Origin of the sequence: Bradyrhizobium sp. BRP56 (genome assembly GCF_020194035.1) — a bacterium.
Taxonomy (GTDB): domain Bacteria; phylum Pseudomonadota; class Alphaproteobacteria; order Rhizobiales; family Xanthobacteraceae; genus Bradyrhizobium; species Bradyrhizobium australafricanum.
In genome coordinates, this window is the sequence record NZ_JADYVV010000016.1 from 129,948 (window position 1) to 142,684 (window position 12,737).

The 12,737-nt window shown below is 65.2% G+C and carries 9 protein-coding genes and 1 pseudogene; 3 read left to right on the forward strand and 7 right to left on the reverse strand.

The genetic code is table 11. The features are described 5' to 3' along the window. Positions 1-74 precede the first annotated feature (74 nt). On the reverse strand, positions 75-1,247 hold the full coding sequence (locus I6F38_RS14265) for a fumarylacetoacetate hydrolase family protein (RefSeq protein WP_225160781.1): 1,173 nt from the start codon (positions 1,245-1,247) through the stop codon (positions 75-77). A 148-nt stretch (positions 1,248-1,395) separates the two neighbouring features. Between I6F38_RS14265 and ppk2 the strand changes: the two genes are divergently transcribed. The 3 genes from ppk2 (at position 1,396) to I6F38_RS14280 (ending at position 4,149) form a co-directional block, all read left to right on the forward strand. Further along, positions 1,396-2,334 carry a polyphosphate kinase 2 gene (gene ppk2, locus I6F38_RS14270; RefSeq protein ID WP_225160782.1) on the forward strand — a complete coding sequence of 313 codons (939 nt, stop codon included), beginning with the start codon at positions 1,396-1,398 and terminating at the stop codon, positions 2,332-2,334. Between the two features lie 340 nt (positions 2,335-2,674). After that, entirely contained in the window at positions 2,675-3,097 is a 423-nt protein-coding gene (locus I6F38_RS14275) for a DUF6294 family protein (RefSeq protein WP_028331873.1), read from the forward strand. Between the two features lie 173 nt (positions 3,098-3,270). Next, the gene (locus I6F38_RS14280; protein ID WP_225160783.1) at positions 3,271-4,149 is read left to right on the forward strand and encodes a transporter substrate-binding domain-containing protein; all 879 of its coding nucleotides are present in this window, start codon (positions 3,271-3,273) and stop codon (positions 4,147-4,149) included. A 344-nt stretch (positions 4,150-4,493) separates the two neighbouring features. Here the strand turns inward: I6F38_RS14280 and I6F38_RS14285 are convergent, their stop codons facing one another. The 6 genes and pseudogenes from I6F38_RS14285 to I6F38_RS14310 all read right to left on the reverse strand — a co-directional run. Then, a complete protein-coding gene (locus I6F38_RS14285) occupies positions 4,494-5,162 on the reverse strand; it encodes an amino acid ABC transporter permease (RefSeq protein WP_074128493.1) in 669 nt (222 codons plus the stop codon). A gap of 58 nt (positions 5,163-5,220) precedes the next feature. Next, positions 5,221-6,480, reverse strand: coding sequence for an FAD-dependent oxidoreductase (locus I6F38_RS14290; protein ID WP_225160784.1), 1,260 nt, complete (start codon positions 6,478-6,480; stop codon positions 5,221-5,223). 4 nt (positions 6,481-6,484) lie between these two features. After that, positions 6,485-7,243, reverse strand: coding sequence for an SDR family oxidoreductase (locus tag I6F38_RS14295; protein WP_225160785.1), 759 nt, complete (start codon positions 7,241-7,243; stop codon positions 6,485-6,487). A gap of 107 nt (positions 7,244-7,350) precedes the next feature. Next, the gene (locus I6F38_RS14300) at positions 7,351-8,433 is read right to left on the reverse strand and encodes a zinc-binding dehydrogenase (protein WP_225160786.1); all 1,083 of its coding nucleotides are present in this window, start codon (positions 8,431-8,433) and stop codon (positions 7,351-7,353) included. A gap of 117 nt (positions 8,434-8,550) precedes the next feature. Continuing rightward, positions 8,551-12,438: an autotransporter outer membrane beta-barrel domain-containing protein gene (locus I6F38_RS14305; protein WP_225160787.1), complete on the reverse strand. Its 3,888-nt coding sequence runs from the start codon at positions 12,436-12,438 to the stop codon at positions 8,551-8,553. A gap of 91 nt (positions 12,439-12,529) precedes the next feature. Then, positions 12,530-12,737 (reverse strand): annotated as a pseudogene (locus I6F38_RS14310) (IS481 family transposase); the annotation flags it as partial.

The window sequence follows — 12,737 nt, forward strand, 5'->3', positions numbered from 1 at the left end:
CTGCCGCCACGCGACAGGCCGCACACGGCCGACGAAGTGGTCGAGGTAGTGGACTCGCCGTCCCGTCCTGATCCTCACAGCACCTTGCGCTGTGCGAGGTTCTTCATCAGCGCACCGACGCCGAAGGTCCAGGGCTCGCATTCGTCGCTATTGCGCATCCGGTTGACCAGCTTGCCGAGCTGCGGCGCGGCGATGGTCACGATGTCGTCGCGCTTGTGGGTAAAGCCCTCGCCCTTGGCATCGCGATCCTTGACCGGCGCGAACATCGTGCCGAGGAACAGCGCAAATCCATCAGGATATTGATGCACGGGGCCGATGGTCTGGGCGACCAGATCGGTCGGGTCGCGGCTGATCTTGCTGATCGAGGAATGGCCCTCGAGCACGAAGCCGTCTGCGCCAGTCACGGTCAGGCCGACATCCATCTTCCTGACATCGTCGAGCGAGAAGGTCTGGTCGAACAGCCGGAGCAGCGGGCCGATCGCGCAGGACGCGTTGTTGTCCTTGGCCTTCGACAGCAACAGCGCCGAGCGCCCCTCGAAGTCGCGCAGATTGACGTCGTTACCGAGCGCGGCGCCGACGATCTTGCCGGCGGCGGAGACGATCAGCACGACCTCCGGCTCCGGATTATTCCAGGTCGACTTCGGATGCAGCCCGGCATCCATGCCTGATCCGACCGAGGACAGCGTCGGCGCCTTGGTGAACACTTCGGCGTCGGGACCGATGCCGACCTCGAGATACTGGCTCCAGGCATTCTGATCTATCAGCACCTGCTTCAGTTTCATCGCCTGCTCGGAGCCGGGCTTCAGCTTGGAGAGATCGTCGCCGACCAGGCGCACCACCTCCTTGCGGATCGCGTCCGCCGAGGACGGATTGCCGCGCGCCCGCTCCTCGATCACGCGCTCCAGCATCGAGATCGCGAAGGTGACGCCGGCGGCCTTCAGCACCTGGAGATCGACCGGCGCCAGCAGATGCGGCGTGGCCTTGTCGCGGCCGTCGGGCGGGGTGTTGGCAAGGATCGCCTCGAAATCGCCGATCCGCTCGCCGCGCGTGGCGCGCAGCGCGGCCGCGGGATCGCTTTCCTCGCAGAGCGCGCTCACCGTCGGGAACCGCGCCGTGACGTCGAACACGCCGTCTGCCCGCACCGCGACGACGGCCGGCCCGCCGGCCTGCGGCAACCAGACCCGCCCGACCAGCGTGCCAGCGGTGCCGTCCTCCGGCAGGACGTCTTTTGGCGTGAGCGAAATCATCGGCACATCTCCCTTTTTGGTTTTGTCGGCTTGTTAGCACAGTCCGCCCGGCGGCGTGAAACAGCGGTCACGGCATTGTCATAGAGGGGTAACATCGCCCGTCAATGCTGCCGTCCGATCCATCTAACACACTGAAAGACGGACCTTCATGACGACCTCCGCCCTCACCGACGAAGCCTCCCGGGATGAAGCCGAAGCCTTGCGCGCCCGCATCCATCAGGAGATGGCCGACAGCCTCGACGAGGAACTCGAGCTCGAGCTCGACGACATGAGGCTCGACGAGCTCGACCATGACGGCGCCGCCGGCAGGCCGTCGATCGACCGCAAGTTCTATTTCCGCGAATTGCTGCGGCTGCAGGGCGAGCTGGTCAAGCTGCAGGACTGGGTGCAGCACGAGAAGAAGAAGGTCGTCGTGCTGTTCGAGGGCCGCGATTCCGCCGGCAAGGGCGGCGTGATCAAGCGCATCACCCAGCGGCTCAACCCGCGGGTCTGCCGGATCGCGGCGCTGCCGGCGCCCAACGAGCGCGAGCGCACGCAATGGTACTTCCAGCGCTATGTCTCGCATCTGCCGGCCGGCGGCGAGATCGTGCTGTTCGACCGCAGCTGGTACAACCGCGCCGGCGTCGAGAAGGTGATGGGGTTCTGCAGCGACGAGCAGTACGAGGAATTCTTCAACTCGGTGCCGGAATTCGAGCGCATGCTGATCCGCTCCGGCACCGTCCTCCTGAAATACTGGTTCTCGATCACCGACGAAGAACAGGCGTTCCGCTTCTCGATGCGGATCCAGGATCCGCTGAAGCAGTGGAAGCTGAGCCCGATGGACGTCGAGGCGCGGACCCGCTGGGAGCTCTACACCAAGGCCAAGGAAACGATGCTGGAACGCACCCACCTGCCCGACTCGCCATGGTGGATCGTCGACGCCGTCGACAAGAAGCGCGCCCGGCTCAACTGCATCTCGCATCTCTTGAGCCAGATCCCCTATCAGGCGGTCACCCACCAGCCGGTGGTGCTGCCGCCGCGGGTGCGCAACCCGGACTATCACCGCGGCCCGATCCCGCAGGAGATGTACGTGCCCGGACGATATTGATTCTGGGCGCGCGCACGCTCTGTCCTCCCCCGCTTACGGGCAGGGCAATCGCATATGGAATGAACCGATTCTTCCGCGCCGTCATGGCCGGGCTTGTCCCGGCCATCCACGTCTTTTCTTCGCGTGGAAACGAAGACGTGGATGCCCGGGACAAGCCCGGGCATGACGAGTTTGTGGGAACTCCGATCGCCTCAAACGGCCATATGCGATTGCCCTACGCTTACGGGGGAGGATCACTAAATCGCGATAATAGATTGTGAGGCAGCTCACTGGTCCTTTTGCGCCCTCCCTCTAAACCAGAGGTTGCTCGCAATTCGCGGGCTAGAAGGAGGCGTACGCTATGTTGAAAGAACATCTTGAAAGCAAAAGCTCGGCGACCGACCAGCCAGAAAGCTATAAGGGTGTTGCGACACATGCTATCCAAACCCTTGACCTCAGTTGGAGCGCGCCCATTCGTTACGGCGATTGCAAGCTGTCCGGCTTCTTGAACGGCACCCTGAACAACGGCCCCACTCTCAGGCTTCGTTCTGACGGAACAGCAGAATTGCTGGCAAAATTTTTCTCGACCGACGACGGTGATGTTTGGGTTATCGATCGTCTCGTTCTTTTGGACATTCACGGGACGGTGCTTTTTCAATTTCCACACCTTTCAAGTCCAGAAACCCAGACAGACAACCAAGTGCTCGATTGGGTAGCCGAACTGAGCTTCCCCGCCGTTTTCTTTTCTTCGGTCACAGGGGCGAACATGACCTATCGTTGCTAACCCCTAAGGGCGCGGTTCGCGGCTTATTCGACCTCCCCCACAAGCGGGAGAGGTGAAGTCCGGCACGTAGGCGACCGCGCCCTCGCCTTGCCTACCAATGGTGCAGGCGCGCGCACTTGCTGGCACCGGATACCGACGCTAGGCTTCCCCCGATCTGGTGCAGGGAGGCCCGCTTGACTCAATCCGACGACATCAAAATCTCCGAAGATCGCCGTGACGCGCTGCGCTATGCGCTCGGGATAGGCAGCGGCGCGGCGCTCGCGGCCGCGATGGCAACGCCGGCCTCGGCGCAGACGCCAGCCGACAACACGCTGGATCGCATCCGGGCCAACAAGGTGCTGCGGATCGCGGTGCTGCCGGGCGAGCTGCCCTATTTCAACAAGGACCTCGCCTCGGGCACCTGGTCCGGCTTCTCGATCGAGATGGCCAACGATCTGGCCAAACTGCTCGACGTCAAGCTGGAATATGTCGAGTCGACCTACGGCAATTCAATCCTTGATCTGCAGGCCAACAAGATCGACCTCGGCTTCGCGCTCAACCCGACGCCGCAGCGCGCGCTGGTGGTCGATTTCACTAATCTGGTGTTCCCGCATCCGTTCGGCGCGATGCTGAGGAAGGGGCTGGAAGCCAAGACCTGGGCCGACATCAACAAGCCCGAGGTCAAGATCGCGGTCGACGTCGGCTCGGCCAACGAGGCGGTGGCGCGCCGCTTTGCGCCGAACGCCACCATCAAGTCGCTGAAGTCGCGCGATGAGGTGATGCTGGAAATGTCGTCGGGCCGCGTCGATTGCGTGGTCAACGCGCTGGTGCTCGGGCTGACCGCGATCGCCAAGAACCCGAACCTCGGCACCTACAAGATCCTGGCCTCGCCGTCGGTGACGATCGCGAGCGGCACGGCGGTGCGGCGCGAAGCCGACAAGCGCTGGCGCGATTTTCTGTCGGTGTGGATCGACTACAACCGCGGCATCGGCCAGATGCGCGAATGGTTCGTGGAGGGCCTCGGCCTCGCCGGTGTCAAGCCCGAGGATGTGCCGGTGGAGTTGAGTATTTGAGGCGATTGCCGAGACGGCAGTGATCTCCCTCTCCTGCTTGCGGGCAGGGCAATCGCATAAACCGATTCTTCCGCGCCGTCATGGCCGGGCTTGTCCCGGCCATCCACGTCTGTTCTTCGCGTGGAAACGAAGACGTGGATGCCCGGGACAAGCCCGGGCATGACGAGTTTGTGGGAACTCCGATTACCTCAAACGGCCATATGCGATTGCCCTACGCTTGCGGGGGAGGGCCGGGGTGGGGGTGTCGCCACAAGCGACGCCCTATGTATGGAGCGAGCTCCCTACCGGATCGCATCTAACGATGCGATCCGACCCTCCCCTGCAAGCGGGAGAGGTCAAGCAACTCACACCTTGTCGTAGGTTAGCCCGCGCTCCAACCGCCTGGCCACCAGCGTCGACGGGAACAGGATCGCGAAATAGATCAGCGCCACGATGGTGTAGACCTCGAGCGGCCGGTAGGTGTCGGCGTTGATCAAGGTCGCGTTGTAGACGAGATCGGGTACCGCGATGATCGAGACCAGCGAGGTGTTCTTGAGCTGCGTGACCGACTGGTTGACATAGGGCGCCATCATCGGCTTCAGCGCCTGCGGCAGGATCACGAGCCGCATCAGGCGCCAGCCGCGGAAGCCGAGCGCCTTCGCGGCGTCCCACTGCCCGACCGGCACGCTCTCGATCGAGCCGCGCACGATCTCGGCATAGAATGCGCCGCCATAGAGCGAGAGCACGCTGACGGCTGCGACATGCGCCGGGATGTTGACGCCGATCACCACCGGAAACGCATAGTAGAACCAGATGATCTGCACCAGCAGCGGCGTGCAGCGGAATGTCTCGATATAGGCGATCAGGAGCCAGTCGATCACCGGAATGCGCCGCAGCCGCAGCATGCCGACGATCAGGCCGATCAAGGTCCCGAGGATGATGGTGCCGATGGTGTAGGCGATGGTCCAGCCGAGCCCGAGCCAGAACAGATGGCTGTACTTGGCAAGGATGCCGAAATCCCAGACGTAGTTCATCCTGCCCCTCGGTTGCCGCGCGCTTGATCGCCAAACATTGCAGGCGGCCTCGCGCGAGTCACGCGATATACCGGGCGGGCGAAAATGCCTTCACCTCGAACGGCGGCGCATCGCCCGCGATCATCGCCGCAATTGCGGCGCCCGTTCCGGGGCCGGTGGTGAAGCCGATATGCTGGTTGCCGAAGGCGAGCCAGAGCCCGCGATGTCGCGGCGCCTCGCCGATCATCGGCAGGCTGTCGGGCAGCGTCGGCCGCGCGCCGCGCCAGCGCTCGCCGACCGCATCGCCAAATTCGACCACGCTGCGCGCCATCGGCACCACCGCCTCGAGCTGCGAAAAATTCGACGGCGCGTCGCGCGCGGTGAGCTCGACGCCGCTGGTGACGCGAACGCCCTGCTCCATCGGCGTCATCAGAAAGCCGCCCTCAGCATCATGGATTGGCCGCAGCAATTTGCGTGCCGGGTTCGGCACGAAATGCTGGTGATAACCGCGCTCGAACGCCAGCGGCACGCGGTAGCCGAGCGGCCGCAGCAGTTCGGCCGACCACGGCCCGAGCGCGACCACGACATGGCGCGCAGCGATCTCGCCGTCGGCGAGCTGCACGCGCCAGCCGTCGCCGTGCGGCTCGATCCGCCGGATCCCGGATTGCCTGATCGTGCCGCCGCCAGCGGCGAGCATCTGCGCGTAGGCCTTGACCACAGCTCCAGGTGAATCGACCGATGCCGTCTGCGTGTGCAGCAGGCCGACGCTATAGGCAGGGATGATGTTGGGCTCGAGCGCGGAGATCGCCTGACGATCGAGCACCTCGCTCCTGATGCCGAACTCGGCGAGCGCTGCCTGCTCGGCCTGGGCGGCGGCGAGCCCGTCGCTGCGCCAGGCCTTGAGCCAGCCGGTTTCGCGGATGCGATGGCCGGCGCCGGCCTGCACGATCCAGTCGCGATGCAGCTTCAGCGAGGTCCCGATCAGGCCATGCAGCGCGGCGGCGCGCGGTTTGGTCTGCGACGGCGTTGCCGCCGCGAGGAAGCGGATCACCCAGCCGGTATTGGCGAGCGCCCACGCAATGTTCCAGCGCAGCGCCGGATGCGCGTTGGTCAGATATTTCGGCAGGTTCTTCAGCAGCGACGGCGTATTGAGCGGCAGGATCGAGCCCGAGGAGATGATGCCGGCATTGCCGTAGGAGGTTTCGCTGCCGGGCTCGCGGCGATCGACGACGACGACGGAGAGCCCGCGCTGTTGCGCGGCGAGGCCCGCCGAGACGCCGACCATGCCGGCACCGAGCACCGCAACATCGACCTGCTCTGTTGGTTCGCCCTCGCTCATGGCGTCACATCAAGGTCAGGCCGCCATCGACCGGCAGCGTCGCGCCAGTGACGTGGCTTGCTTCCGGCGACAGCAGGAAGGCGACGACGGCCGCGACCTCGTCGGCCTCGGCCAGCCGCTGCATCGGATTGGCCTTTGCGACGCGCTCCCAGGTCGCGGTATCCAGCGCGCCGAACAGGCCGGGATCCTTGCGGGTGTAGCCAGGCATCACGGCATTGGCGGTGGCGCCTGACGCGGCGAGCTCGATCGCGAGCGACTTCACCAGCACCTCGAGCGCGGCCTTCGCGGCGGCCGATCCCGGATAGGTGGCGCCGGGCACGAAGCGATGCGGCCCGAAGCTCGACACCGCAACGACCCGGCCGTGCGCGCTGCGCGTGAGGTCGGACAGCGCCGCCGCCGCGATTTCATGGAAGGCCGCCGCCATCACCGCGAAGGCGCGCTCCAGCGCCGCGCGCGGCAGGTTGGCGAACTCGCGCCGGTCGGCAAATCCTGCGGCGTGCACGATGCTGTCGATCGGCCCGAACGCGGCCCGCGTTGCCGCGACCAGCGCGGTGCCGGCGCCGGCTTTGGCGAGATCGCCGGTGCTCACCTCGACCTTCGCGCCCTTGCTGCGGCATTCCTCCGCGACCGAATTCAGCCGCGCGAGGCCGGCGGCCTCGACGCCCTGTCCGTGCAGCATCAGGGATTGAGCGGGGCCGGCGAGCCGGCGCGCGACGGCGGCGCCGATGCCGGAGCCGCCTCCCGTGATGATCGAAATTCGCATGGAGTGCGTGCTGTCAGTGCGATACGAGACAGCGAACTATAGGTTCGGCGTCACGAAATGCAAACCGCGCCCCTCGCCGTCAGTTTACCGCCGCGTTCAACGCCAAATCAGCGCCACGGCTCGACCAGGATCTTGGTGTGCGCCTCGGGATTCGCGAGATCGGCAAACGCCTGCGCGACACCGTCGATGCCGACGCGGCCAGTGACCAGCGAGGCGGCGTCGACCTGGCCTTCCGCGATCAGGCGCAGCGAGTAGGCAAACTCCTCCGGCGTGTAGCCGAGCACATATTGGACGTTGAGCTCCTTGATGATGCCGAGCATCGGCTCGGACTTGTCGGTCTCCATGCAGACGCCGACCACGACGACACGGGCGCTGCGCGGGGCGCCCTCGAACACCTGCTGCAGCACGCCGGGCACGCCGACGCATTCGAAGATCAGCGCGGGCTTCAACGGCGGCAGCAGCGCCTGCATCGGCGGACGCGCCGCCTTCTCTGCGTCGGTCATCTGGGCGTGCTCGGCCCAGCTCGCATAGGGCTGCGTCCTGGCGGGATCGACCACCACATCGGCGCCCATCTTCTCGGCGAGCTGTCGCCGCGCCGGCGAATAATCCGCAGCAACGATCGGTCCGAGCCCCCTGATCTTCAGCGCCGCGATCACCGCCAGCCCGACCGGTCCGCAGCCGATCACCAACGGCACCTCGCCGCCCTGGATGTTGGCCATCGCCACCGCATGCACGCCGACCGCAAGCGGTTCGGTGAGCGCGGCGTGCTCGGCCGCAAGCCCGTTCGGCACTTCGAGCAGCAGCGGCTCGCTGAGCAGCATCTGCTCGGCATAGCCGCCGAGATAATCGTTGGAATAGCCGATGCCCTTCGGGCCCTCCGGCGTCAGCAGCGCCGGCAGCGAGCACACTTTCGTCCCGGGCTTCAGCTTGCGCGTCGTGTTCGGGCCGTAGTCGAGGACCTCGCAGCAGAACTCATGGCCGAACACGACGTCGCGCGACAGATCCATCGGCGTGCGACCGGGCAGGAACTTGCTCAGCTCCACCATGCGGTGGGCATGCTTGCGTGCGTGCAGATCGGAACCGCAGATGCCGCAGGCGAGCGATTTGACCAGCACCTGGCCGGCGCCGGGCTTCGGCTCGGGCACCCGGTCGACGACAATCTCGCCGTTCCTGAAGATCGCTGCGCGCATATTCCCTCCCGCGTGGGTTTTGTCCCACTCATTTTGATGCGTATTTCGTCCCGCGAAATGCTGTCGCGGATCAAGTCCGGGACAAGCTTTCGCCGCAGGAGGCTATAGCACGGAGGGTCACCACGTATAGCGCATAACGCCCTTGCCGGCGTAAGACTGTGTCACGTTGGAGAATTCGCCCTCGAAGGTCGCAGCCGCCGACCAGCCGTTGCGCCACTTCAGCTCGGCGGAGGCCGTGGTCAGCGCCGAGTCGCTGGCCTGCGCCGCGCCGTTGACCACGAAGGCCGCGCCGGGCAGCGTCTGGAACACCGCACCAACGGTGCGGTCCGGATTGAAGTCATGCGCCCAGGCGACGCGGCCGCGCAGCGTCACGATGCCGCCGTCGACCGCGAACGACTTGTCGGCGCGCAGGCCGAGTTCGCTCCTGACGTCGGTGACGCTCTTCGTGGCATAATTCAGCGCGAAGGTGCCGCCGCCGGAAACGACGCTCTCCGCATAGGCCGGCAGCTCGAAGCTCGTGAACTGTGCCGCCGCGTAAGGCGTCAGCCCGACCCACGGCGTGGCAGTGCGATAGCCGCCCTCGAGCCGGCCCGACCAGGCATTGGCATTGAAGTTGGCTCGCAGGTGATCGGCGCCGGCCGCGGTGACGATGCGGTCGGTGGTGACATCCTGCCAGCCATAGGCGAGCGCCGCGCTCAGGTACGCGGCGCCGACGCTGTGGCGAACGAACGCACCGGCCTGGAACAGATCAGAGCGGCCCCAGCCGAGACCGTTGACGCTGAAGCTGCTCGCGCCGCCGGCGAGCGCAAAGCCGGCAATGGTGTTCGGCGAGAAGCGGTAGTCGGCGCCAACCGCGGTGCCATAGAGGCTGCTGCTGGTGTTGTTCGAGCCCAGCACCGCATTGCCGCTGGTGGTCTGCGAGCCGCCATAGCCCGCCGCCCATACGCTCCAGCGCTGATCGAAATCGACCAGCCGCGGCGGCGCCTTGGTGTAGATCGCGGCCAGCGCATCGCGCGGCTCGCTCTGGCGCGCCGCATAGGCGAGCGGCATGCTCTTCTCGGCGAACGGCGTCGCCCCCGCGCCGCCGCCAAACCCACCATCACGCCCGGCGACGAACGGATCGGTCAGCAGACCGAGGAACAGGCCCATCGCGTTGAACGTCGCCTGCTGCGAACCGGTCGCGCCCTCGCCCGAGGCCTGCGTCAAGCCGGCCGGCGACAGCCCGGCGAACACCGCGTTGATACCGCCATTGGCGTTGAAGAAGTTCTGCAGTGTGGCGGCGACGTTCTGCTGATTGACGTTCAGCTTCGACTTCGCGCCGTAATCGAGCGTGAAGTTCAGATAGGTGTTGCTCGCGTCATAGCCGAGCGTCGCGACGAGGTTCGACGGCAGCCCGGTTGAATCGATACCGGCGAACGTGCCGTTGCGGCCGCCAGCCGCCGACAGGATGGTGTATTGCTTGGCAATCGTACTGCCGGCGGCGACGCTGACGCCGACCGATCCGGCCAGCGTCGCACTGCCGCTCACCTTGGCCAAGGTGGACGCCGTCGAATTGAGCCCGACGAGGTACAGTGCCCCCGACTGGAAGGCGAGATTGCCCGCCACGTTCAGGAATGTGCCTGGTGTCGCGTTGCCGGGCATCAGGATGCCGCCGCTTGCAATCGTCGTGTTGCCGACGGTGCCGATGCCGGACAGCGCGCCACCGGCATTCACCGTGGTGAGGCTCGACGAGGCGATCGAGCCGTCGACCTGAAGAATGCCGCCGTTGACCGTCGTGGTGCCGGTGTAGGTATTGGTGCCCGACAGGGTCAGCGTGCCGCTGCCGATCTTCTCGAAATTGGCGGGACCGGTGCGGCCGCCGCCGAAGCAGCCACAGATATGGAATGGGTTCAACGGATCGAAGTCGGCAAGCACGCCGCTGAGCGTCGTCGAGAGATTATTGCTGCCAACGGCGAGGGTGTTGCCTGAGCCGACATAATAGAAGCCGGAGCCTGCGATCGAACCCGCGGTGATGCGCCCGTCGCCGTTCAGCCCCGTGCTGAGCGAGAAATCGACCAGTCCGGTGCCGTTGGTGATGAACTGTGCGTTGCCGCCGGTCGCGTTGTTGAAGAACTTGATGGTGCTGCCGGCTTCGGTGGTAATGGTGGCGTCGCCCGCGGTAGCGAACGCCGTGAAGATGTGTTGGCTGCCGGCCTGGTTGTCGATGGTCGCATTGCCCGCGGTGGCATAGGCATCGAACTGGAGAACGCCGCCAGCCCGATTGACGATCGTCGCGTTGGCCGCGGTCGGCGCCTCCACCGGGTTGAAGCCGACAGATCCGAAATAGAGCACGCCGCTGTTGTCGAAGCTGGCGTTTGCCGCCGTGCTGTTCTGGAAAAAGGCGACCTGACCGCCCGCGAGCGTGACGATGGTTGCGGAAGCAGCAGATGAGGACTCGAAAAACTGCGTCGAGCCGCCATTGGTGCCGTTGGTGATGGTGGCCTGCCCTGCATTGGTGTGGCCCAGAAACACCGCGGCGCCGCCGTTGGAGTTGTCGATCACGGCCTTGGCGGCGGTGCTGGTGTCGGAGCCGCCGGGAGGACCAAACGCGTCGCCGAACACCACAGTGCCGCCGTTGGTGTTGGTGAACCTGGCGCTCTCGGCAGAACTGGTGTCGCGGAACACTGTGAGCGCACCATTGGTGTTGCTCACGGTGGCATTGCCAGCGGTGCTGCTGTCGCGAAACTCCGTGATGCCGAAATTCTGGTTGACGATCGTCGCCGTCGATGCGGTCGTCGAATTGTAGAACGTCGTGGTGGCGATCCCGTTGAAGCCGTCGTTGACGATCTTGGTGATGCCGGTCGTGTTGGCATTGACGATGTCGAACTTGCCGTCGACGGCGACCTCGCCAACGATCGAAGCGGTGTGGCTGGCGTCGCCGAGTTGCAATGTCGCGCAATCGCAGATCGTGGTGCCGCCGGTGTAGGTGTTGGTGCCGAGCAGCACGACGCGGCCGAGGCCGCCTGAATTATCCAGCACCGTTAGCTTGCCGGGGCCGTTGCCGTCGGCGATGTTGCCGGCGATCGTGAGCGTCACGCCATTGGCGTCGATCGCGCTGCCGATGGCCGACGTATTGATCTTGAAGTTGTTGCTGAAAGTCAGGTTGCTGAGGCCGTCAGCCTGAAACGAGGCATTGTCGAGCGTGACGGTGCCTGACCCGACCGAACTGTTGTTGCTGACGACAACGGTCGTATCGACCACCAGCGTGCCGCCGGAATAGGTGTTGGCGCCGGAGAGCTGCACGTTGGAGAACGCGGACGCCGACGAGTCGATCAGGCGCAGAACCCCGGCGCCGACGCCGTCGGCGATCACGCCCTGGAGATTGACCTGGGCGCCGTTCGCATCGACCGTGCCGCCGGCCGCATTGACCGCGATGTTGTTGGCGAAGGCGACGCTCGAAACCGTCGGCGACTGCATCTGGAACGTGCCGCCATTGAGCGTGATGGTGCCGGTGCCGACCGAATCCGCATTCGTCACCTGCACGGTACCGGCCGAGATCAGCGTGCCGCCGGAGTAGGCATTGGTGCCCGCGAGCACCAGCGTGCTGTTGCCGAGCTGCTGCACCATCGCCGGACCGCCAATGCCGTCGGTGAGGCTGGCGTTGATCGTGATGGTCTGGCCGTTGTTGGCCTGGTTGATCAGGCCGCCGGTCGGCCCGGACAGGCTGAAGCCAACCGGGTTGCCATTGATCGTGTAGGATTGCGAATTGGCGGTGAAGGTCCAGGACCCCGGCAGCATCAAGCCCGGCCCGATGGTGACCGTCGCCGATCCCGATGAATCGAAAATGGCTGACTGGTTCGGGAGGATCGGCGGCGCGCCGGCCGACGTGGTCGACCAGTTGGTCGGGAGTTCGTAGACATCGGTGCTCGTCGAGCTGCCCGTGCCGCCCCAGGTGTAGCTTTGCGCTTGTGCCGAGCCGGTCGGCAACGCGATTGCGCTGGTCAGGGCGCAGAGTGCCAAGGCCATCGCAGCGCGAGACGACCGACCGCCTGACAGGAAAAAGAACGAACCAAAATGCACGTACCCGACCCCCAAACGCTCTGCGGCGCTCTTGGGGCTAGGTGTTCAGTCCCGAGGTCAAGTGGATGGGATCGATCCTGAAGCGGTTTGGTTCGTCGGCCCATGCTTTGCAGATAGCTTCATAGGGTGTGAGACCACGCAGGGTCTTAAGGCGTCTGGCGAAGTTGTAAGCATCAAGGAAGGCAGCGAGGTGATCTTCCAATTGCTCGTGGGTCTCGTAGTGGTATCGCCGGACGGTTGCCTCC